The organism is Brevibacterium spongiae (assembly GCF_026168515.1).
Classification (GTDB): domain Bacteria; phylum Actinomycetota; class Actinomycetes; order Actinomycetales; family Brevibacteriaceae; genus Brevibacterium; species Brevibacterium spongiae.
Genome location: NZ_CP093443.1, coordinates 933,824 through 955,883, shown reverse-complemented (window position 1 = coordinate 955,883; position 22,060 = coordinate 933,824). Strand labels below are relative to the sequence as shown.

General features: G+C 66.8%; 14 protein-coding genes and 3 tRNA genes. 11 read left to right on the top strand and 6 right to left on the bottom strand.

What is annotated here, in order from left to right:
- Positions 1-19 precede the first annotated feature (19 nt).
- A complete protein-coding gene (locus tag L1F31_RS04170) occupies positions 20-2,842 on the bottom strand; it encodes an aminotransferase class I/II-fold pyridoxal phosphate-dependent enzyme (protein ID WP_265419425.1) in 2,823 nt (940 codons plus the stop codon).
- A gap of 184 nt (positions 2,843-3,026) precedes the next feature.
- Between L1F31_RS04170 and L1F31_RS04165 the strand changes: the two genes are divergently transcribed.
- On the top strand, positions 3,027-4,754 hold the full coding sequence (locus L1F31_RS04165; protein ID WP_265419424.1) for a thiamine pyrophosphate-dependent enzyme: 1,728 nt from the start codon (positions 3,027-3,029) through the stop codon (positions 4,752-4,754).
- 114 nt (positions 4,755-4,868) lie between these two features.
- Positions 4,869-6,500 carry an amidohydrolase gene (locus tag L1F31_RS04160; RefSeq protein WP_265419423.1) on the top strand — a complete coding sequence of 544 codons (1,632 nt, stop codon included), beginning with the start codon at positions 4,869-4,871 and terminating at the stop codon, positions 6,498-6,500.
- A gap of 74 nt (positions 6,501-6,574) precedes the next feature.
- Here the strand turns inward: L1F31_RS04160 and L1F31_RS04155 are convergent, their stop codons facing one another.
- Positions 6,575-7,939 (bottom strand): aspartate aminotransferase family protein, encoded by a 1,365-nt coding sequence (locus L1F31_RS04155; protein WP_265419422.1) that lies wholly within the window; start codon positions 7,937-7,939, stop codon positions 6,575-6,577.
- Positions 7,940-8,027: 88 nt separating this feature from the next.
- Here L1F31_RS04155 and L1F31_RS04150 point away from each other — a divergent pair, with 88 nt between their 5' ends.
- Positions 8,028-8,639 carry a YigZ family protein gene (locus L1F31_RS04150; protein ID WP_265419421.1) on the top strand — a complete coding sequence of 204 codons (612 nt, stop codon included), beginning with the start codon at positions 8,028-8,030 and terminating at the stop codon, positions 8,637-8,639.
- 52 nt (positions 8,640-8,691) lie between these two features.
- Here the strand turns inward: L1F31_RS04150 and ybaK are convergent, their stop codons facing one another.
- Both ybaK and L1F31_RS04140 read right to left on the bottom strand, forming a co-directional pair.
- Positions 8,692-9,192 (bottom strand): Cys-tRNA(Pro) deacylase, encoded by a 501-nt coding sequence (gene ybaK, locus L1F31_RS04145; RefSeq protein WP_265419420.1) that lies wholly within the window; start codon positions 9,190-9,192, stop codon positions 8,692-8,694.
- A gap of 221 nt (positions 9,193-9,413) precedes the next feature.
- Positions 9,414-9,761, bottom strand: coding sequence for a metallopeptidase family protein (locus L1F31_RS04140; RefSeq protein ID WP_265419419.1), 348 nt, complete (start codon positions 9,759-9,761; stop codon positions 9,414-9,416).
- A gap of 167 nt (positions 9,762-9,928) precedes the next feature.
- Between L1F31_RS04140 and L1F31_RS04135 the strand changes: the two genes are divergently transcribed.
- The 8 genes from L1F31_RS04135 (at position 9,929) to L1F31_RS04100 (ending at position 20,082) form a co-directional block, all read left to right on the top strand.
- Positions 9,929-10,183, top strand: a complete 255-nt coding sequence (locus L1F31_RS04135) for a hypothetical protein (protein WP_265419418.1) — start codon at positions 9,929-9,931, stop codon at positions 10,181-10,183.
- Between the two features lie 176 nt (positions 10,184-10,359).
- Positions 10,360-10,432 (top strand) — tRNA-Glu (locus tag L1F31_RS04130).
- A gap of 37 nt (positions 10,433-10,469) precedes the next feature.
- A tRNA-Asp gene (locus L1F31_RS04125) sits at positions 10,470-10,543 on the top strand.
- Positions 10,544-10,611: 68 nt separating this feature from the next.
- Positions 10,612-10,684 (top strand) — tRNA-Phe (locus L1F31_RS04120).
- Positions 10,685-11,009: 325 nt separating this feature from the next.
- On the top strand, positions 11,010-14,918 hold the full coding sequence (locus tag L1F31_RS04115; protein WP_265419417.1) for a Pls/PosA family non-ribosomal peptide synthetase: 3,909 nt from the start codon (positions 11,010-11,012) through the stop codon (positions 14,916-14,918).
- Positions 14,915-16,309: a heparan-alpha-glucosaminide N-acetyltransferase domain-containing protein gene (locus L1F31_RS04110; RefSeq protein ID WP_265419416.1), complete on the top strand. Its 1,395-nt coding sequence runs from the start codon at positions 14,915-14,917 to the stop codon at positions 16,307-16,309. The genes L1F31_RS04115 and L1F31_RS04110 overlap by 4 nt, the downstream gene beginning before the upstream one ends.
- Positions 16,306-17,037, top strand: coding sequence for a 4'-phosphopantetheinyl transferase family protein (locus tag L1F31_RS04105; RefSeq protein WP_265419415.1), 732 nt, complete (start codon positions 16,306-16,308; stop codon positions 17,035-17,037). Before L1F31_RS04110 ends, L1F31_RS04105 begins: the two co-directional genes overlap by 4 nt.
- Positions 17,038-17,430: 393 nt before the next feature.
- On the top strand, positions 17,431-20,082 hold the full coding sequence (locus tag L1F31_RS04100; protein ID WP_265419414.1) for a helix-turn-helix transcriptional regulator: 2,652 nt from the start codon (positions 17,431-17,433) through the stop codon (positions 20,080-20,082).
- Positions 20,083-20,102: 20 nt separating this feature from the next.
- Here the strand turns inward: L1F31_RS04100 and L1F31_RS18965 are convergent, their stop codons facing one another.
- Together L1F31_RS18965 and L1F31_RS04090 are read right to left on the bottom strand one after the other, a co-directional pair.
- Entirely contained in the window at positions 20,103-20,966 is an 864-nt protein-coding gene (locus L1F31_RS18965) for a YceI family protein (protein ID WP_346732485.1), read from the bottom strand.
- Between the two features lie 118 nt (positions 20,967-21,084).
- Positions 21,085-21,927: a phosphoribosyltransferase gene (locus tag L1F31_RS04090; RefSeq protein WP_265419413.1), complete on the bottom strand. Its 843-nt coding sequence runs from the start codon at positions 21,925-21,927 to the stop codon at positions 21,085-21,087.
- Positions 21,928-22,060 lie beyond the last annotated feature (133 nt).

Below are 22,060 nucleotides of genomic sequence, written 5' to 3'. Positions count from 1 at the left end.
ATCGGCTCTGGCGCTCGGTTCAGCCCTCGATCGCCTTCGGCAGGATCACGCGGTAGCCCAGGTGCGGGTCATAGCCGTGGATCTCACGGGTGTCGAGCGCGGACATGAAGTCCAGCACCTCGGCGGTGATGATCTGTCCGGGCACGAGCACCGGGAACCCGGGCGGGTACGGGGTGACGAAGCCGGCAGAGACCGGCCGCTCCCCGCCCTCCACACGTCGACGCAGCTCGTGCGGGAGCACATGTTCGATGTTCTGCCGGCGCAGGCCCGCATAGTAGGCGCGGCGCAGGTTCCCGTCGGGAAGCTGCTTGGCAGGATCCTCGGCAGGCACCTCGGCCGCGTATTCGGGGGCGAAGGCGGAGAAATCCGGCAGCGGCGGCATCACCGCGGCAGGCTCGGTCAGCGCATCCTGCGCCTGCACCTCATGCGGGTCGTTGAACTTCCCGGCGAGCTTGACGAGAACCTCGATAAGGTAGGCCACGGCCGACCGGGAGGTCCCGATGTTCGTCATGAACAGGACAGTGTTCCGGCTCGTCTTATTCACCTGGATGCCGTAGCGGTCCATGAGGTGCTCGTGTTTGAACGTGTCCCCGTCGACGCCGGTGCCGGAGATCTCGACGGTGATGCGGCTGGGATCGACGACGAATTCGTCGGTGACCCACGCGTTCCACATCGTCGACAGGCCGTCGCGCAGCGGCATCGTCCGGTCGGTGACCCGGTACTCCTCGGGGATGAGATCGGCGGCGGTGAGCACCCGGAAGGTCTTCTTCAGCAGCGGATGCCGCGCGATCGCCGAGGACAGGCTCATCGCCAGATCGAGCTGCTTCTGCACGAGTGCGAAGCCCTCCATCTCGACCTGCCTGCGGCCGAGGTCGAGGGAGGCGAGGATCTGATAGTTCGGCGAGGTCGAGGTGTGCGTCATGTACGCCTCGTGGAAGGCCTCCTCGGCGCCGGTGGAGAACTCCTGATCGTAGACGTGGATCATCGATCCCTGGCGCAGCGCGGTCAGCGTCTTGTGCGTCGACTGCGTCGCGTACACCCGGATCGTCGCATCCGGCGGCGGCAGCAGATCTTCCTCCAGCCACACCTCATCGGGTGCCGGAGCACCGGTCTCGGGATCGAACAGGCGCTTCTGCTGCTCCCGGTACGCCGAGGCGTGGGCGTTGGTGTCGAGCGTCTCTTCGAGGCGTTCGGCCGCGACCATGGCTGTGCGTTTGCGGGTGACCGGGTGGAAGCGGGCGAAGGCGAACCAGGCTTCGTCCCAGAGGAAGACGAGGTCGGGTTTGATCGCCAGGCATTCGGACATCACCTTGTACGGGTCGTAGACGATGCCGTCGAAGGTGCAGTTGGTCAGGGTGATCATCCGCACCTCGTCGAGGCGGCCGGCGGCCCTGTAGTCGAGCAGCAGCTGCTTGATCCTGCCCAGCGGCACGGCACCGTAGAAGGCGACGTCGTTGAGTGGGTACGCCTCGAGGTAGGCGGTGCGGGCACCGGTGAGCATGAGCGCGTGGTGGTGGGACTTGTGGCAGTTGCGGTCGACCATGACGACTTCGTCGGGTGAGACGACGGCCTGGTGGACGATCTTGTTCGCCGTCGACGTTCCGTTCGTGACGAAGTAGGTGCGCTTGGCGCCGTAGGCCCGGGCTGCCAGCGACTGTGCCTTCTTCAGCGTGTGCACGGGAGCCAGCAGGGAGTCCAACTCCCCCGAGGTGGCACTGGATTCGGCGAGCAGCAGGTTGAGTCCGTAGAAGTCGACGAAGTCGCCGATCCACTTCGAGCCGACGACCGAACCGCCGCGGGAGACCGGCAGGGCGTGGAAGACGCCGGCCGGACGGCGTGCATGCTCGCGGATGGCGTCGAAGAACGGGGTGTCGTAGAGGTGCTGGATGCGGCGCAGCAATGAGAGGTGGAGTTCGAACTGGTCTTCGCGGCGGAACACGCGGCGGAACCGGTGGGTCAGGGCCCCGGCGAGGGACTCGATGTGCGCACCTGCCATGAGGTAGAGGTCGAGCTCGGGCCGCAGGTTCGCGATCGTGTCGGCCAGCCGCAGCACCCGGCGCACCGAATTGAGCGGGCTCATCGGGCCTGTCGGCGATTCCGTCGTCGCCTGGCGGGCGAAGGCGATGGAATCGCGCAGGTCGCGGCTGAGCACCTCACGGGTGTGGTCGGTGAAGCCGGGGCGGATGACGCAGGCGAGCAGGTTCGGGTTCGTCAGGGCCGCGGCGACGGCGTCGTCGGCGGTGGGCACGATGACGTAGTCGTAGATGAATTGGTCGGAGGCATTGCGGAGTTTGAGCAGGTCGGTGTGCAGCTCGTCGCGGCCGCCTTCGGTCGTCTCGTCGACGATGAGGACCTCGAACCGGGGGCGGGTGTCCTGCCGGTCCCTGGCTTCGGCGCGCTCTTCCTCGGTGAGTTCGTCCTCGCCGGTGTCGGGCACGGTGTTGCCGCGCAGACGGTTGACGGCCCGGGTGATCATGTCATGGGCCTTATCGAATTCGCCGTTCGAGAGCAGCTCGGTGATCTCCTCGACATACCGCTGCCCGAAACCGGCCCAGTAGAGTTCGATCGTCTTCAGCGAGCGCAGGGAGCGCCAGACCTCGCCGTCTTCGGCGATCATCGAGAAGTCCCCGCCGCTGACGGCCAGGCGTTTGATCGCGAACTTCAGGTACTCCCACGCATCGGAGCGCAGCCGCCAGGTGCTCGCCGGCATGCCCGGGTCACGCTCGAGCGCGGCCTTGCGCGGCTTCGACTGGAATCCTGCTCGACCGCGCCGGCCTTCTTCACCGCGTTCGGTGAAGTCGAGTGCCTGCGCCGATGCTTGGTCGGAGTCGATCCCGGTCATGCGTGAGCCTCCTGGCTGTCAGTCGTCTGTCGTCGTTGGCACGACGGTTCCCTGCTCATGGGTTCAGGCGGTGGTCCGCACTGATTCCGTTGTTGCACGATCATACGACCTCGCACTCGGGTTTGGGGCAGGTGGTGACCTCATGAGACGACCGGAAGAGGGAAAAGAATGATAAGGATTGTGTATGGACACCTCAGCGTCGCTTTCCGCAGGCCACCTCATCGTCGAGGAACTCGAAGCTCACGGGGTCCGTCGTGCCTATCTGGTGCCCGGCGAATCCTATCTCGACGTCATCGACGGTCTCCACGATTCGTCTCTCACCCCGATCGTCTGCCGCCAGGAGGGCGGGGCCGCCTATATGGCCGTCGCCGAGGGGCGGATGACCGGAATTCCCGGCATCGCCATGGTCACCCGGGGTCCGGGGGCGGCGAACGTCATGGTCGGCGTTCACACCGCCTATCAGGATGCGACCCCGCTCGTCGTCTTCGTCGGGCTCATCCCCACCGATCATCGCGGTCGCGAATCCTTCCAGGAGTTCGACCTCAGCGCGTGGTTCTCCACGACGGCGAAGAAGGTGCTCACCCTCGATGACCCCGACAAGGCCGCCGAGGTGGTCGCCGACGCCATGCACACCGCCGTGGCCGGTCGGCCGGGTCCCGTCATCGTCGGCCTGCCCGAGGAGGTGCTCGTGCAGGCGAGCGCCGGGACGGTGCTTCCGCCCCGCGTGCACGGTTCGGCCTCGCCCTATGCCGGGGACCTCACGGAGCTGCGGGCACGCATCACCGCCGCCGACCGTCCCGTGCTCATCATCGGCGGCGAGGACTGGCCGGCCGCGACCTCACGGCGCATCGCCCAATGGTCACGCGACCGCGGCCTCGGTGTGCTCGGCACCTTCCGCGCCTATGACGGCATCGACCATGACAGCCCGAATTTCCTCGGCATCCTGGGCTACGGTGCCGCTCCCGTGGCCAAACGCACCCTCGCCGAGGCGGACCTCCACATCTTCTTAGGCTGTGTCCGCACCGATGTGGCCACCGCCGGGTTCACCCTGGGCACGGACCAGCGCACCGTCGTCATCGGCCCCGACGGGGATGCCCACGGTCATTTCGGTCGCCTCGACCAGCACATCGTCACCTCGGTGTCCCGGTTCGCCCAGACCCTGTTCACCGAGGACGGCTCCCGGACCTATTCCGTGTCGTCGGACGGTTCGATCGACGAACCCCCTGCCAGCGATGCCCTCTCGGAGGCGGCCGGGGATGCTGTCCCGCTGCCTGACTGGGTGGCGCAGGCCAGAGACGAGCTCGAAACGTGGCGGCAGCCGCAGGTGAGCGCTGCTGCGGACGGGGCGGCCGCCTCGGCGGGGTATGTCGACATGGACGAAGCATTCGTCCACGTCAAAGACCTGCTGCCGGAGAACGCGATCGTCACCTACGGGGCGGGGAACTTCTCCGGGTGGGCGACGCGGTTCCTGCCCACGCACGGGTTCCCCTCGGCGCTGGGCCCGCGCAACGGGTCGATGGGATTCGGCCTGCCCGCCGCGGTCGCCGCCGCACTCGTCCACCCCGAACGGCCGGTGTTCTGCATCGCCGGGGACGGGGACTTCCTCATGAACGGCCAGGAGATGGCGACGGCGGTCCAGCACGGAGCCGATATCACCGTCGTCGTCAACGACAACTCCGTCTATGGCACCATCCGCGGCCACCAGGACCGCGAGTACCCGGGTCGGGCCGTCGCCACGGCGCTGCAGAACCCGGACTTCGCTGCCATGGCCACCGCGTTCGGCGGACTCGGCATCAGGGTCGAACGGACGCAGGACTTCCGGGACGCGTTCGATCGGGCACTGAAGCACAAGGGCCTGTCCCTCGTCCACTGCATCACGGATCCCGACGTCCGCGGGGCACGCCTGCCGTGAACGGGAGTCTGCCGTGAGCACGACTGCCGCTCGTGGGCGCGGAGCCCGGTCGTGAACGGGAGCCTGCCGTGAACGCGGGTCCCGAGATCGGCGAATCCTGACTAAGGTGGCGGCATGAGAATCGACGCGATCTTCACCGACCTCGACGCCCACACTCTCGACCCTGCCCGCCCGCGGGCGACGAAGATCGGGGTGTTCGGCAACCGCATCATCGGCTTCGACGAGGAACTCGACGGCGTCACCGCCGACCGAGTCGAATCCCTCGGCGGGGCGACGGTGCTGCCGGGATTCAACGATGTCCACTGCCACACCGCGTGGTTCGGCCTCACCCTGGCATCGGTCGACGTCACAGCACTGCCAGGCGGACTGGACGACGTCTACTCCGCGCTCGAGAAGGCCGCGGCCACGACCCCGGCCGGGGAATGGATCGACGCCACCGGCTATGCGCACCGCGACTACGACGGTCAGTACCCGGAGCTTGCCCGCCTCGATGAGATCACCGGGGACCGGCCGCTGTTCATGCGCCAGACCTCCGGACATGCCGCGATCGTCAACACCGAGGCGATGCGCCGGGCCGGAATCCTCGATGCTGATTTCGAGGAGCCCGTCGGCGGCAAGGTCGTCCGCGATGCCGCCGGTCATCCCACCGGGCTGGTCGAGGAGACCGCGCAGGCATTGGTGCAGGATCTCATCCGCCCGTATTCGCTCGACACCCTCGTCGAGGCGATCGACCTCGCCACCGCGTACTACGCGAAGGAGGGCCTGACGTCCTTCGGCGAATGCGGCATCGCCTATGGGTGGATCGGCCACTCCCCCATCGAGATCACCGCGTACCTGCGGGCACGGGAGGAAGGCAAGCTGCGGGCCCGAGCCCAGCTCATGCCGCAGGCCGACGGGCTGCACACGATCGCGGCGAACTCCGCCGACGGATTCGGCATCGGTCTGGATGCGGGACTGCGCACCGGCCTCGGCGACAACCTCATCTCGATCGGGCCCGTGAAGTTCTTCATGGACGGGGCGATGTCCGGTGAGACCGCGGCGATGCGGGAGAACTATGCGGGCAAGGACCATCCCGGCTATCTCCAGGATGATCCGGACGTGCTGCGTCGGCAGATCCTCGACACCTACGCCTCAGGATGGTCGCTGGCCGTGCATGCGATCGGCGATGCGGCCGTGGACGCGGCGATCGAGAACATCGTCGACGCGCAGAAGAAGTACGGACGGCGGGCAGTGCCCAACCGGATCGAACATGCGGGACTCGTCCACGACGAGCATCTGGCGACTCTGGCCGAACACGGGATCGTCGTCACTCCGCAGGCGGCTTTCGCCGAGGCCATCGGGGACGGGATGAACGCGTCCCTCGGTGCCGACCGGCGCCGGCTGCTCTACCGGGCGAAGTCCTTCATCGATGCCGGTGTGCCGATGGCCGGAAGCTCGGATCGCCCGTGTGCCGACGGCAATGTGCTGCGCGGCATCGAAGCGTATGTCACCCGCGCCACCCGCGACGGTGACGTCATGGGTTCGGCCGCGGAGTGCCTCAGCGTCGATGAGGCGATCGCGGCCTACACGTCGCAGGCGGCCATCGGTTCGGGGCAGGGCGCGGACAAGGGCACGCTGTCCCGCGGCAAGCTCGCGGACTTCGTCGCCGTGGACACTCACCCGCGAAACGTGGCCCCCGACGAGATCTCAACGATCCCGATCCGCGCCACAATCCTAGGCGGCACTTTCACCCACGACGCCCGCTAGTTGCTACCTGACGGGTCCCCAGCACCCTGGCGCCAGGGTGCTGGGGACCCGTCGGGTAGTAAGAAGAGGGGTTTTCAGCGGGAGAAGTCGAGGTCGGTGAGCACCTTCTCGAAGACGCCGAGTCCGCGTTCGAGGTCCTCTTCGCTGATGTTGATCGGCGGGACCACATGCAGCCGGTGGTAGTTGTTGAACGGCACGACGCCGTGCTCCTTGAGTGCGGCCACTACCGAGGCGACCTCGGGAGATCCTCCGCCGTACGGTGCCAGCGGCTCCTTCGATTCCTTGTCCCAGACGAGTTCGATTGCCCAGAACGCTCCGGTGCCGCGGACCTCGCCGACGTGCTTGGAGTTCTCCGCGATCTGGCGCAGCCGCGGCCCGATGATGGTTTCACCGATCCGCGCGGCATGCTCGATCATGCCTTCGTCGGCCATCGCCTTCATCGTCGCGACCGCGGCGGCACACGCCAACGGGTGACCGGAGTAGGTCAGCCCGCCGGGGTAGACGCGTTCGGCGAAGGTCTCGAAGATCTCCTCGCTGATGACGACCCCGCCCAAGGGCACATACCCGGAGTTGACTCCCTTGGCGAAGGTGATGAGGTCGGGGACGATGTCGAAGTGCTCGAACGCGAACCAGCGACCTGACCGTCCGAATCCAGCCATCACCTCATCGGCGATGAGCACGATCCCGAACTCATCGCACAGCACCCGCACTCCCTGCATGTATTCGGCGCTGGGCATCATGATGCCGGCGGTGCCGGGGATCGATTCGAGGATGATCGCCGCAACCGTCCGCGGGCCCTCCAATTCGATGGTCCGGCGCAGGTGTTGCAGGGCTCGCTCGGTCTCCTCCGCCTCGGTGGTGGCATGGAATTCCGAGCGGTAGAGGAAGGGTCCGAAGAAGTGGACGATGCCCGAATCACCGGTCTCGTTCTCCCAGCGACGCGGGTCGCCGGTGACGTTGACGGCCGTCTGCGTGCCGCCGTGATACGACCGGTACCGGGAGAGCACCTTGTTCCGTCCGGTGTGCAGGCGGGCCATGCGGATGGCGTGTTCGTTGGCATCGGCTCCGCCGTTGGTGAAGAACACTCGGTCGAGTCCGGCCGGGGTGCGCTCGGTGATGAGCCGGGCGGCCTCGGAGCGGGCGGCATTGACCGTGGCGGGACTGATCGTGCACAGCACGTCGGCCTGGTCCTTGATGGCCTGGACGACCGCCGGGTGCTGATGTCCGATGTTCGTGTTCACCAGCTGCGAGGAGAAGTCGAGGAACTCCCGTCCCTCGCCGTCGATGACCGTCGACCCGTGGGCACGGGCCACCGTCGGCGGGTCGATGAGGCGCTGGGCTGACCAGGAGTGGAAGACGTGCGCGCGGTCGAGCTCGTGGGCTCTGGCCGATTCGTCCTTGATCGCTTGGAGGTCGAGATCATCTGATTGGTGCACCATCGTCACCCTTTCGCTGCAGAACCGGGGATGAGCGCGTGAACCGCGCCCGTGAGGTCATCGTAGATCAGTTTCGACTACAGTGACGAGCATGTCTTACCGGACGATCGAGAGCCCCGTCGAAGCCGAGATCGAGATCAGGAAATCCCGTTTCCTCGCCCGCCTGTCCCCCGTCGCCGACGAGGCCGGTGCGCGTGCGGTCATCGCCGAGGCGCGGGCCGAGCATCCGAAGGCCCGCCACCATTGTTCGGCGTTCGTCCTCGACCAGGATTCGCGCACGCAGCGCTTCAGCGATGACGGGGAGCCGGCGGGAACAGCGGGCGCCCCGATCCTCGATGTGGTCACCGGGCATGAGCTGACCTACGTCGTCGCGGTCGTCACCCGGTATTTCGGTGGGACCCTGCTCGGTGCGGGCGGGCTCGTGCGCGCGTACGGTCAGGCCACCTCGGCGGCGGTGGATCGGGCGCGGATCGTGACCCGTCACGAGTTGGTTCCCGTGTCCGCGGACGTCGACTACGCCCAGGCCAATGCCCTGGAGCGGGCGGCCGGGAACCGCGGGTGGACGACGCGGGCCAGCTACGGCGGTGAGGTCGGACTCGATGTCCTCGTCCCCATCGCCGAGGTGGACCTGGCGGTGGCGATGTACGCCGACCTCACCGCCGGTCGGGCAGAGCCGAGCGTCGGTGAGGTCGAATGGGTGTGAACCCTGAAATCGGCTGAGATCAGTCGGTTCGTCTGAGCGCTGAGTCGCGCTCTCAGTCGAGCGCGGCGATCTTCGCGACCTGCGCATTCGTGAGCATGACGAGGTCCTCGGGCCGGATCTCGATCTCGAGGCCGCGGCGGCCGGCGGAGACGAACACGGAGGAGTGTTCGAGCGCGGTGCGGTCGACGACGACGGGGGCGGCGTGGCGCTGCCCGAACGGGGAGACCCCGCCGACGGGGTAGCCGGTGCGACGTTCGGTTTCGGCGACGCCGGCCAGCTGAGCCTTCTTCGCTCCCCGCGCCGAGGCCAGTGCCTTGAGATCGAGCTGCCCGGAGACCGGGACGAGCGCGGTCACCGGGGTTCCGTCGACCTGGATCATCAGGGTCTTGAACACCTGGTCGGAGCTGACGCCGAGCTTGTCGGCGGCCTCCGAGCCGTAGCGGCGGGTAGCGGGATCGTGGTCGAAGCTGCGCAGGCTGTAATCGATGCCTGCCAGGTTGAGCACTCGCACGGCCGGGGTTGCCGCGCTGGTCGTTTTGGATGCAACTGTCATAAGGGGGTAGTGCCTCCTGCCCGCAGTTCCGCGGAACACGGCGGGCGCTGCTGCCCCGGACCTTCCAGGGTCCCCGTGATCTCGCGTCGATACGGACGGAATTGTTGTATCGGTGCTGATAGGTACCCGACCACAATAGGCGAAGTGGCGACGCGGGCGCCAATCACCGGTATGCCAAGTGACGTGTCGGTAGTGCGATCGGGACTGCTCTTAACCTGGCGTTAACCCCAGCCGAGCTCATGGAGTCGATCGTCGTCGATCCCATAGAAGTGAGCGATCTCGTGGACGATGGTGATGACGAGCTCCTCGCGCAGGTGATCGACATCCTCGGCGAAGTCGATGAGGTTGTCACGGTAGATGAAGATGTTGTCCGGCATCTCGAAGCCGGCGACCCCCCGCTCGCCGATCGGCGTCCCGTCATAGAGGCCGAGCAGGTGCCGGTCGCCGTTCTCCGGCCGGTCTTCGACGAACAGAGCGACATTGTCCAGCCGTTCGGTCACCCCGGCGGGCAGAAGATCCAGCGCCTCGTCGAGGATCGCTTCGAACTCGTCATTGCTCAGGTGCTCCATGCCCTCACTCTAGCCGTGCCTGCATCGGTGAAACTCCTCGCCTCGGTCGCAGATCTCCGCCGCACGGGGGATGTGGCCGGCGCCGGTCATGCCTAAGCTGAAGCCGAGATCATCGGCTGTGCAATCGTGCAGCGCAGTGCAAGCCGGCAGGGCAAGGAGGAGCAGCGGTGGAACGGACGGAGAAGCCCAAGCAGAATCAGACGGCGGTCTGGTATTTCATCGGCGCAGTCTTCATCTTCACCGCACCGAACCTGCTCTTCGATGGTCTCGACGGGTGGGGCCGCGCGTTGTTCTTCGCTGTGGGGATCGTCGTCATGGTCGCCGGCTTCGTGCAGATGCGGCGCGAGGTTCTCGCGAACCGCCGCGCCGCTCCTCCTCAGGTACCTCCACAGGGACCCAGCCGCAGTCGACCCGACCGCTGAGACGGTGACGGGCCTCCGCCGGCGGGCTGAAATCCCTCGCCGAGGCGGCCCCGCGACGCGTGCGAAAGCACCGCTTTCGCCCTGTGACCGAGGACACTCTGTTTCGTTTTGCATTACGCGAATCGGGTGGGCTAAGCTTAACGACGTTGCCCACGGAGAATCCGAGGACACACTAGGCCCCCATCGTCTAGAGGCCTAGGACACCGCCCTTTCACGGCGGCGACACGGGTTCGAATCCCGTTGGGGGTACGATGTAAGATCGTAAGGTCTTTCATCTCAACAGCAAGGCCCTGTGGCGCAGTTGGTTAGCGCGCCGCCCTGTCACGGCGGAGGTCGCGGGTTCGAGTCCCGTCAGGGTCGCGGAGCATAAGGCTCTTCTTCGGAAGAGCCTTTGTTTCTCTCGACATACTTATGTATGTCGGCGGCTTGGCTCTGTAGCTCAGTTGGTAGAGCGTTCGACTGAAAATCGAAAGGTCACCGGATCGACGCCGGTCGGAGCCACACCATGGAAGCCCCGCTTCCCCAGTGAGAACTGGGAAGCGGGGCTTCTTCGCGTCCCCACGCCCGCAGCCTGCACCCTCCCTTCGGCCGCAGTCACAACATTTGCGGTCACCCTGCGGACTATTGGCGTAATACTGCGGAATTTCCGCCCTCTGCCGCCGCTACGCTGATTCCTGCCCTCCGGGAATGGTCCCCATTCCCCGGGCGGATCGCCACTCTCATCCCCCTCTGGCCGGCGATCCTCATCCCCACATCAGCAGGAGGTCCGACAGCGGTGCGCAGATTTGACGGTTCCACCAATGGGTTGAACAGCGATCATCCTTCGATGGCGATCTTCGACCCCGGGACCGCACCCGCCCCGCGCACTCTCCTCGATATCTTCGACCGCACCGTCGACGCCCACCCCGAGACCACCGCCATCGACGCGGCCGAACGGCAGCTGAGCTACCGGGATCTCGCCGCCGAGGCTGCCCATCTCGCCGCTCGTCTGCACCGTTTGGGCATCGGCCCCGGAACACGTGTGGGCATCCGCGTCCCCTCGGGAACCGCTGACCTCTACCTTGCGATCCTCGGCGTCCTCCACGCCGGAGCAGCCTACGTCCCCGTCGACTGGGACGATTCCGAAGAGCGTGCGGCCACGGTCTTCGCCGAAGCCGACGTCGCCGCCGTCATCGGCGAGAGACTCGGCATCGTCCCCACCGGCGAGCGCCGGGGACCGCTCTCCCCCGAGGATGTGCGCGCTCCGAGTCTCGACGATGACGCGTGGATCATCTTCACCTCCGGGTCGACGGGCAAGCCCAAGGGCGTGGCCATCACGCACCGCTCCGCCGCCGCACTCGTCGACGCCGAACACTCCCTCTACCTCGCCCATGACCCGCTCGGGCCCGCCGACCGCGTCATGGCCGGACTGTCCGTGGCCTTCGACGCCTCCTGCGAGGAGATGTGGCTTGCCTGGCGCAACGGCGCCGTCCTCGTCCCCGCACCCCGCGACATCGTCCGGTCGGGACCCGACCTCGGCGATTGGCTGAGAGCCCAGCGGATCACTGCAGTGTCCACGGTGCCGACGCTGGCCTCACTCTGGCCGGCCGAGGCCCTTGCCCACGTCCGCCTGCTCATCTTCGGCGGAGAGGCCTGCCCCGCCGAACTCATCTCCCGACTCCACCAGCCGTGGCGGGAAGTCTGGAATTCCTACGGCCCCACCGAGGCGACCGTGATCGTCAGCGCGGCCATGCTCGTCCCCGGGGACGTCGTGCGCATCGGCCGACCGATCGACGGCTGGGAACTCGCCGTCGTCGACCCGGACACCGAACATCCCGTCGGCTGGGGCCAATCCGGAGAGCTCGTCGTCGGCGGAGTCGGACTCGGCCGCTACCTCGATGCGGTCAAAGATGCGGAGAAGTACGCCCCGCTGCCCGCCCTCGGCTGGGACCGGGCATATCGGACCGGTGACCTCGTCCGCGCCGACCGGGCCGGCCTCCTCTTCGAAGGCCGCATCGACGACCAGGTGAAGCTCGGCGGCAAACGCCTCGAACTCGGCGAAGTCGACACGTACCTGGCCGCGATCGCCGGGGTCAATGCGGGCGCCGCGGCCGTGCAGAAGACCGCCGGCGGCTCCGACGTCCTCGTCGGCTACCTCACGGAGACACAGCCGGGAAGCATCGACCTCGAGGCGGCCCGTCAGGAGCTGACACAGAAGCTCTCGGCCGGTGTCGTCCCCGTCCTCACCGTCCTCGGCGCCCTGCCGATGAAGAGTTCGGGCAAGGTCGATCGCACAGCACTGCCATGGCCGCTGACCCCCGCCGAGGCGGACTCCGACGATGCGCTCACCGCCGAACAGCGCTGGCTGAAGGACCTGTGGATCGAACAGCTGGGCCCCCTCGGCATCGACGCAGACACGAACTTCTTCTCCGTCGGCGGCGGCTCCGTGCAGGTCGCCCGCCTCGTCGCGACGATCCGACGCAGCCACCCGAGCGCGTCGATCGCCCAGCTCTACGCCCACCCCACCCTGGCCGAGATGAGCGACTACATCGGCACTCTGAGCTCCTCGGCGACCCGCAACCCGATGCCCGGTCGCCTGCCGCTGGGGCCGCGGCTCTTCCAACTCGGTTTCATCGCCGGCATCTACGCCCTCAACGCCGTCCGGTACGTCATCGCCACGGTCACCGTCGTCTGGGCGCTCGACTTCTTCCTCGAAGCCGCGTGGGTCCCGCACGTTCCGTTCGCCCCCGTCGCCCTTGCCTGGGTCCTCGTCTTCTCCCCCGCCGGGCGGATCGCCCAAGCCGTCATCGTCGCCCGCACGCTCACATTCGGCCTCCGGCCGGGGGAATATCGCCGAGGCGGCTGGACGCATGTGCGTCTGTGGGCTGCCGATCGCTTCTTCGTCTTCCTCCGCCTCGAACACCTGGCCGGCACCCGCCTCAACGTCCTCGTTCATCGTCTGCTCGGCAACTCCGTCGGAGACGGGGCCTATCTGGCGAACCAGGCCCCCACCTCGGGGATGGCGCGCGTCGGCGACCATGCCGTCGTCGAACGGGACGTCGACCTGCGCGGCTACCGCGTCGAAGGTGATGTCGTCGTGGTCGGTCAGATCAGGATCGGCGGCTCGGCGCGCATCGGCACCCGTGCCGCCCTCCAGCCCGGCACGACCGTCGGCTGCCGCAGCGAGGTCCACGCCGGCTCCCTCGTCGATATCGACGTCCATCCCGATGAGGCCTGGGGCGGTTCGCCTCTGCAGTACCTCGGCGCGGCCGGACAGACGTGGCCCGAACAGCAGCTGCTCGAGACCCGCGTCGAGCACCGCTGGTCGCGAATCACGACGCTCCTCGCCGAATCTGCGGGTCTCTCACTCATCGGCCTGCTGCCGCTGCTCGCGTTCGTGCCCGGCATCATCATCGTGCTGCCGCAGGTCATTCGCATCGACCACTTCCCCACCGTGGCGGGCATCCTCGTCGCCTGGGTCCCGCTGACCGCGGTGCTCACGGTGCTGACGTGGCTGAGCCTCATCGTCATCACGGTCCGCGCCCTGGCCTACCGGGTCCAGCCCGGCTTCTACCGGCAGGACTCGGCGACCGGATGGGCGGTGTGGCTGACTCAGGTGCTGCTCGACCGCACGCTCGTCTCCGCCTATCCGATCTATGCTTCGGTGCTCACACCGGTCTTCCTCCGGTGCCTCGGAGCACGGGTCGGGAAGGGCACGGAGATCTCCACGCTCGAGACCATCCCGCATCTGACCTGGATCCAGGATCGCGCCTTCATCGCCGACCATGCCCTCCTCAACGCACCGCGGCACTACCGCGGCTGGATCCACATCGGCACCACAGTCGTCGGGCGCGGAACCTTCGTCGGCAACTCGGCCATCGTCGGTGCCGACATCGACCTGCCGCCGGACTCCCTCGTCGCGGTGCTCGGCTCGAGCCCCGTCAAGGCACCGGTCGGCAGCTCGTGGATCGGCGGCACCGCGCAGGCGATTCCGCGGTCCCGCAGCGATGCCGGGGCGGAGCGCACCTATCGTCCGGGGCGGAGCGTGATGTGGGCGCGCACGGCCGTCGAATGCGGCCGGATCATCCCGTTCATCCTCACGAACTGGATCGAACTCGGACTGGTCGTCGCCCTCAACGCCGTCTACATGTCGACGCTGTTCGCCACGGATTCGGTGCTGCGGGGCCTCCTCATGGCCGTTCTTGCCGCATTCCCGCTGACGCTGGCCGCCGGGATCGTCTCCGTGCTCATCGCCGTCGCCGCCAAATGGGCGCTCGTCGGCAGGTTCGCCGAGAAGGAGCGCCCCCTGTTCAGCAGCTTCGTGTGGCGCAATGAGCTCGCCGACGTCTTCGCCGAATCTCTGGCGGTGGCTTCCCTCATCAAGATCAGCATCGGGTCCCCGCTGGTCGTCTGGTACGCCCGACTGATGGGTGCGAAGATCGGGCGACACGTGTGGCTCGAGACCTGGTGGCTGCCGGAATTCGACCTCATCACCATCGGTGCCAGGACAAGCATCAACCGCGGCACCGTCATCCAGACCCACCTCTTCCACGACCGCGTGATGTCGCTGGTCCCCACCCGCCTCGAAACCGGGTCGACGCTCGGGGTCAACAGCTTCGTCCTGCCCGGCTCCGTCATCGGCGCCCGCACGATTGTCGGCGACGGATCCCTGGTTCTGCGCGACGAAGAACTCCCCTCAGACACCCGCTGGCAGGGCAACCCTGTCGAATCGACCGCGAAGAAGAACCCAACATGACAGAGACCACCCACCCGAATCCGGACATCGCCGAGGCGGTCGCCTCCCGTCCGGCCCCAGGACCGCGCCGTCCCCGTGAGATCTGGACCGGACGCTCCGAGGTATGGCTCTCGGAGATCTCCTCCGACCCGGCCGAACCCATGCGCAATGTCGCCGGCGGAGGGCTGCGCACATCCTCCCAGATGCTCAACCGTGTCGTGGACCGCGACCGTAGGCGCAGACGTGCGCGGTCGGTCGGCGTCGATGCAGCCCGCGGGTTCGCTCTCATCGGCATGTTCGCTGTGCACCTGCTGCCGGCCGCACATTCCGACGGCTCCCCCACGCTGGTCTGGCAGATCCTCGCCGGCAACGCTGCCGCCCTCTTCGCCGTGCTCGCCGGAGTCTCGTTGGCCTTCGGCAGCGGAGGCGAGCGGCCTGTGACCGGTCGACCGCTGCACCGGTCCCGCGTCAATGTCGCCGTCCGCGGGCTCCTGCTCATCGTCCTCGGCTTCGGGCTCAACCGGCTGAACCTGGCGGCGTTCGACATCCTGCCGTACTTCGGGATCATGTTCCTCCTCGCCATCCCCTTCCTGCCGCTGCGGGCACGGACCCTGCTGGTGACCGGGACGGTCCTGGTCGTCACAATGCCGGTCACCCGCTATCTGCTCCACCAACAGGTCGAGGGACTCCACAGGCATCCGGCGGCCACTTTCGACACCGCCCTCACCGACCCCCTCGGCGTGACAGCCACCCTCCTGGTCACCGGGACCTACCCGGTCCTCACGTGGTTCGCACTCGTGTGCCTCGGGATGGGAATCGGCCGCCTGCAGCTGCATTTCACCACCCCGAGGATGCTCATCATCGTCATCGGCGCCTTCGCCGTGCTCATCGCCACCGCAGTGACGAAGCTGCTGGTCAACCGCTTCGACGGCTATGCCTCGGTGCAGCGGTCGCTTCCCGGTTCCGGGCCGGACGCCGTCGACGACTTCATCGTCTTCGGACCCACCGGCCCTCTGCCCACCGCAGCACCCGGCTGGCTGCTCGTCGGCGGTCCCCACACCAATACGAGCTTCGCTCTCATCATCGGGGCCGGGTTCTCCCTGGTCACCATCGGCCTGCTCATCCTCCTCGCCCGTGGCAGCAACCTGCTGCGGCCACTCGTCGACATGGGACGGATGCCGATGACCCTCTACACCACTCATCTGCTCATCATCACCGTCGCTCCCGACGACGTCGGCGAGGTTCGGCTCTTCTTCATCCAGTCCCTCGCCGCGTTCGGCTTCGCCTGCCTGTGGCGGATGTTCTTCAAGCGCGGACCTCTCGAGGCGGTCATGACCGCCATCGCCCGGAGCGCGGCAAAGATGCTCGGCCTGAGCTCAGCCGCAGGACCCTCAGTGACACGCTCCTCATGAGGAGCAGCACCTCCCGGGACCTCGAGCGGTTCCGGTGGACGCACCCGAGGCTCCCCCGCCACACCTCGATCGCAGTCTGTCCCGCCGAGGCGGTCGATCGGCTCGGTCTCGCCCGGCTGAGCCCCACGGACCGAGCAGGGGCGACGGGACTGCTGCTCGCGCTCCTGTCGGAGGAGTTCGCGGCTCCCGCAGACCGCATCAACCTGCACCGACCACGCCCCGAGGCCCATTTCCGCTACGGGCACCGCCCCGCCACGGCCACGGCCGGTCCCGGCACACCGATACTGCTCACCTCGCTGGCACGCGCCCCGGGCTGCATCGCAGCCGCCGTCAGCCGGGGCCGCATCGGCATCGATATCGAGCAGACCCAGACGGACGAACAGGGCAGAGACCTCCTCACCCTCGTCCACCCTGCCGATCGCGCAGCTGCCAGGTTCGCCGAGGCGGGACCGGGATGGGTCGCGACGATGATCTGGACGCGCATCGAAGCCGGTGTCAAGCTGCGCGGAACGGGGCTGCGTCGTGACCCCGCGAGCCTGCGAGTCGGTGTCGGACCTGCTCCCCTGCCGCTGGCCCGGGTGCAGACGCTGACCATCGGCTGCGATCGACGCGGACGCACAGCCTCCTCGGTGACTGAGAATTCGGTCTCGGACCGCTCGGTATCGGAGTATTCGGTCTCCGATTTCGCGGTGTCGGTCGCCTGGGAAAGTCGGCTGCTGCGGTCGTGACCGTATGTGCGGCTCTGTCCGGTGGTTGAGCGCAGATCTGCGCAGAAATCATGTTTCAGATCCCGCAAATTCCGCAATGTCACGAAAAAGTCACGGAATCGAACATATCCAGATGACACCTGAGTCACAATTACGTACTATCAGCAATGGCTCTCGTCATACGGATTCTCATCCCCTTAACCGACAATTCCACCGTCCGCAGACGAAGCAGCACCGGTCGGTTGAGCACCGACGGCGGGCAGCTCCGACTCCCGCCATCGGATCCCCGTGCTCACGTCCCTGCAGACGTCGAACTCGGCAATGGCGCTCTCCCATCGGTGCACTACGCCGTCGAATGATCGACAGCGGATTCCGCAAGATGATTCCAGTGCTCTTCGAGAAGTGAGACAGTCAATGACCCTGATGATCCGCGACAACGAACTCGCCGCGCTGACGCGTGTGGTTCACGGCTCCGGCCCCGCCACCATCGTCATGGCAGGCGAATTCGGCTCGGGGCGATCATCGCTGATCAACGCCGCTGCAGAGGCATCTCCGGTTCCCTCACGGATCTTCCGGGTCAGCTCGACGGAATCGACCTGGAACTATTCGGGGCTGTCGGCATTCCTGTCAATCATCGACGATCTCAACGACACCTCGTTCAACAGCCTCATGCGGTTCGACGGCGGGCCGGAATCCGCGTTCCACCTGGCCGAGGACCTTGACACCGCTCTGCGTGAGACGCTGCTGCCGCCCATGTCGCTGTTCATCGACGACGCCGACCTGCTCGACCCGCTGAGCCAGGACGTGATCGGGTACCTGCTGCGGCGCCGGTCGATGCGGAACCTGCGCACCGTTCTCGCCACCGGCTCCCTGCCCGCAGATGGGCCGTGGAGCAGCTTTCCGCAGCTGCCCCTCGACCCGCTCGGTGTGCCGTCCCTGATCAGGCTCGGCCGTTCGCTGACCTCCCCGCTGGCCTGGGACGCGGTCCTCGAAACGGTCGCCCGTGTCAGCGCCGGCAGCCCCATGTCTCTGAAATCCATGCTCAGCGTCGTCCGCTCCGAAGTCCTCCACGGCACCGCTCCGATGAGCCTCCCGCTGCCGCTGGGACAGAAGCTGTGCTCCCTTCTCGCTGCCGCACTCGACGAGTTCTCCCCCGGGCAGATGGCCTGCCTGCGCGTCGTCTCCTGCGCCGGATCCGTTCCCTCCGATATCGCAGCGGCCGTGGCCGGTCCCGATGCGGGCGAACTCGATGAACTCGTCCACCTCGGCACCCTGAACCGAGTCAACGACGAACTGCTCTTCGCCGATGCCCGCCTGCGCTCGGCGGTCTACCATGCGATGCCCGAGGCCGAACAGCTCCGACTCCACGGTGAGATCGCGGGGCTGTGCACGGGCCGGCACGCTCATCACCGACCGTGGCATGAGAGCTTCACCTCCGGTGCTGACGGACTCGTCGAGGACCTCGTCTGCGCTGCCCGCACGCACGTGCACACCGGCCGGATCCAGACCGCGATCGAACTGACCGAGAGGGCTCTGACACTGGCCGGTGACGAACTGCCGACCGCGGCTTTCGAAGCCCTCACCGAGGCGCTGATCATGAAGTGCGAATACGCGCTGGCCCGTCGTCTGCTCAGTGTGCTGCGCGGGCCGGTCGGAGACGAATCCTTAGGCCCGACGCACACCCGTCTGCAGGCCCTGCTCGACTTCTCTCAATTCGGCACCGTCACCGACCAGCACGTCGACGAGATCCTCGCCCTGCACGGTCGGAGCGCACCGGACGAATGCGCTCTGCTGCTGGCCACTCTGACGTCCTGTCAGCTGCAGCGCTGGGAAGTGCGCAAGGCCACCCGCACCGCAGAACGGATGAGAGCATTCGTCGGCGCCGATTCCCTGCAGGCTCGGGTCGTCGACTCCGTCGTCGCGCTGTTCACCGAGGCCCTGGCCGGGCGCGAACTGCCCGGTCCGGCGCAGCTGCACGCCATCGGCGAGGACATCCGCGCATGTTTCCCGGCGGAATATTCGTGGCTGCTCATCTCCCACGCGCTGGCCTTGGCCGATCGGCATGAAGACGCTCGTCCTCTGCTGAAGAACCTCTCGGATCAGTTCTCGCACATTCCGTCTCTGTTCACGCGCTACGCCCGCCGGGTGACGCTTCTCAATGAGATGCGAGCCTGCAACTTCTTCGAAGTCCGGCGTCTCGAGAAGCTCATCACCGCCGGCGAGGAGCGCGGCGGCGCCGCCCAGGACCTCATCACCTCGGCAATGATCGCGATCCTCGACAACCGCCACGACGAGGCCAAGGCGACAGTGCGCGCAGCCCGCCGCCGCATCACTCCCGGGGCCAGTCGGGTGACGACTCATCAGCTCGCGATCGTCCAGGCCAAACTGGCCATGCACGATCGGGACTTCGCCGCGGCCAACCGGCACTTCGCACAGGTCAGACACTCCTCGGCCGCAGACGGCAGTCCTCACCTCCTGCGCTTCCACGATGACTACATCGAATCGCTCGTCTACAGCGGACACACCGATCGCGCTCTCGAGGTCTTCGGCGATCTCACCGCGGCCTACGACAAGGCACCGACGGCGTGGACTGAGCACGCGATCGCGCGCACACGCCCCCTCCTCCTCACCGGCGAAGAATCGCTGCAGGCATTCGCCGAACTCGTCGAGACCTGGCAGCAGCCGGGGTTCGAGTATCTGCGTGCCCGCACCCTGTTCTCGTATGCGAACAGGCTCACCGAGCTCGGCCGCGACGGCGAAGCGAGGGACACTCGCGAGCTCGCCGGCGCAATCTTCGCCGAACTCGGACTCGACGAACTCTGCGCAGCAGATGACCAACCGGCACCGACCCTGCTCGATCGCCTCGATGACAAAGAGCTGCCCGTCGTCCAGCTCCTGCTCAAGGGACACAAGAACCATGTCATCGCGCACGAGCTGTTCGTCTCCGTGCGCACAGTGGAGCTGCGGCTGACGAACATCTACCGCAAGGCCGGAGTGAAGTCCCGATTCGAACTCATGCGACTCATCGAGGCGGAGGCCACGGACGAGGACGAACGCGTCGGCTAGTCCTCCTCAGCACGCGTCGGTCAGTCCTCCTCCGCCTCGGCGGCCGTCTTCGTCTCCTTGATGAGGGACATCTCGAATTCCAGGGTGATCTTCTCCCCGACGAGGACGCCGCCGGAGTCGAGCGGGGTGTTCCACTCCATCCCCCAGTCCCGACGGTCGATCCGCCGCGAACCCTCGAGTCCGGCGCGGAGGTTGCCGAAGGGGTCGGAGTCGATACCGAGGAGTTCGAGCGGAACGGACACGGACTTCGTCACGTCCTTGATCGTCAGGTCTCCGGTCACGACGTAGGAGTTCTCGTCGACTTCGTCGATCGCCGAGGAGACGAACGAGATCTCGGGGAACTCTCCGATGTTGAAGAAGTCCTCCGAGCACAGGTGCTGATCTCGGCCAGTATTGCGGGTGTCGACGCTTCCGGCCTGCATGATCACCGTCGCGGACGAGTCTGCGACATCCTCGGCGATGTCCGCCCAGCCGGAGACCTCATTGAAGGCTCCGCGGATCCGGGAGATCATCGCATGTCGGGTCGAGAAGCCGATCCGGGTGTGCGAAGGATCGAGGTCCCAATGCCCGGTGATCACCGGTTCGGCCGGCGCAGGGTCGGCCGATACCGGCCCGGTCGGTGCTGGTTCAGCAGTTTCGGATTCCGCGGTTTCGGACTCGACAGTCTTGTCTTCTGCTGTTTCGGGTTCTGTGGCTACAGGCTCTTTGGCTTCGGGGTCTGTGCTCATGTCGGCGGTCTCTGCCTCCTTGCTCTTATCCTCGTTCACCGCTTCCTCCTTCGGGCTCGGCGCGGACGCCGGGGCGGTCTCCGGCTTCGCCGGGGTAGCGGGCGTCGGGGCATCGGAGCCCATCGTGAACACGGCATGGCGGGTCTTCTTCAGCATCTGGTTCTGTCCTTCTTCTGTGGCTTCGTGGTGGAAGTTTCGGTCGATGCCCGCGCGGAATGCACGGTCATGCAGAGTGCACGGTCATGTGCGGATCGCGGTGATGAACAGTGCACGGTCATGTGCGGTGCTCTGTCGCGTGCGCGATCGTGGCCGCGAGCCCGAACGCCTTGTCCGCACCCGAGGCGCGGGCGAGCTGGCCGACAGCGCTCATCGTGGCCCCGTCGGTCCACACGTCGTCGACGACGATGGCTGTCCCGTGCAGGCGCCGATCCAAGGAACTCATGAGCGGGGCGCTGCCGGAGATCTGCCAGACCGGCCAGCGCAGGATGACGAGCTCCTTCTCTGTCACCTCCGCCAGCTCCTGCGCGATCTGCGTGCGCAGATTCGGTTCGTCCTCGAGCGAATCCGGTCCACCGATGATGACGGCGGCGTCGCGATAGGCCGGATGGTCGCTGATGACACGAGCCATCTCCGCAACGAGTGCGCCGATGGCCAGGGCACCCATCCGAGGGTGGGTGGTCCGTCTGCGCGCCCGCAGCATGAGTTCGCCGGGAGTCCTGGCCTGCCGTTCCTGACCGCTGTCGATCATCCGTCCGGCCGCCACCGCGGACCAGTCGAGCACGGTGACGAGGTCGAGCGAACCTTGACTGGGCAGACTGAGCGTCTGATTGAGCAGGGTGATGAGATCCTCGGCGGCATAGGGAAGCTCTGCACCACGCCACCGCGTCGCGACGTTGAACCGGGGACGGCGCCGCTCGGGCACGGCTTCGTAGTCGAAGTCACCGGCGAAGCAGTATTCGAGGTGCCGCAGCGGCGCGTCGGTGTCGGCGGACAGATACAGGCGCAGATCGGCGTGTGGACTCGACCGACGCAGCAGCACATCGTGGACGCGCCCCGGAACGGCGGTCAGGCGATCGACGGCGGGGCCGGCGATCATGAGGGCGGCTTCTGCCGGCACCTGCACACGACGATCAGTGATCTCATTGACTCCTCTTCTCCTGGGGTTCGGTCTCGGGGCACGGTCTCGACGGTGGTGCGGACAGCGGAATCGTCTGCGGCTTCTGCGCCCGTCGTTTCCGGTCGGTAACCGG

What these genes read in the sequence shown, in the direction of transcription:
- L1F31_RS04170 (WP_265419425.1), bottom strand. Translation starts at nt 2,842, where the DNA reads ATGACCGGGATCGACTCCGACCAAGCATCGGCGCAGGCACTCGACTTC.
- L1F31_RS04165 (WP_265419424.1), top strand. Translation starts at nt 3,027, where the DNA reads ATGGACACCTCAGCGTCGCTTTCCGCAGGCCACCTCATCGTCGAGGAA.
- L1F31_RS04160 (WP_265419423.1), top strand. Translation starts at nt 4,869, where the DNA reads ATGAGAATCGACGCGATCTTCACCGACCTCGACGCCCACACTCTCGAC.
- L1F31_RS04155 (WP_265419422.1), bottom strand. Translation starts at nt 7,939, where the DNA reads ATGGTGCACCAATCAGATGATCTCGACCTCCAAGCGATCAAGGACGAA.
- L1F31_RS04150 (WP_265419421.1), top strand. Translation starts at nt 8,028, where the DNA reads ATGTCTTACCGGACGATCGAGAGCCCCGTCGAAGCCGAGATCGAGATC.
- ybaK (WP_265419420.1), bottom strand. Translation starts at nt 9,192, where the DNA reads ATGACAGTTGCATCCAAAACGACCAGCGCGGCAACCCCGGCCGTGCGA.
- L1F31_RS04140 (WP_265419419.1), bottom strand. Translation starts at nt 9,761, where the DNA reads ATGGAGCACCTGAGCAATGACGAGTTCGAAGCGATCCTCGACGAGGCG.
- L1F31_RS04115 (WP_265419417.1), top strand. Translation starts at nt 11,010, where the DNA reads ATGGCGATCTTCGACCCCGGGACCGCACCCGCCCCGCGCACTCTCCTC.
- L1F31_RS04110 (WP_265419416.1), top strand. Translation starts at nt 14,915, where the DNA reads ATGACAGAGACCACCCACCCGAATCCGGACATCGCCGAGGCGGTCGCC.
- L1F31_RS04105 (WP_265419415.1), top strand. Translation starts at nt 16,306, where the DNA reads ATGAGGAGCAGCACCTCCCGGGACCTCGAGCGGTTCCGGTGGACGCAC.
- L1F31_RS04100 (WP_265419414.1), top strand. Translation starts at nt 17,431, where the DNA reads ATGACCCTGATGATCCGCGACAACGAACTCGCCGCGCTGACGCGTGTG.
- L1F31_RS18965 (WP_346732485.1), bottom strand. Translation starts at nt 20,966, where the DNA reads ATGCTGAAGAAGACCCGCCATGCCGTGTTCACGATGGGCTCCGATGCC.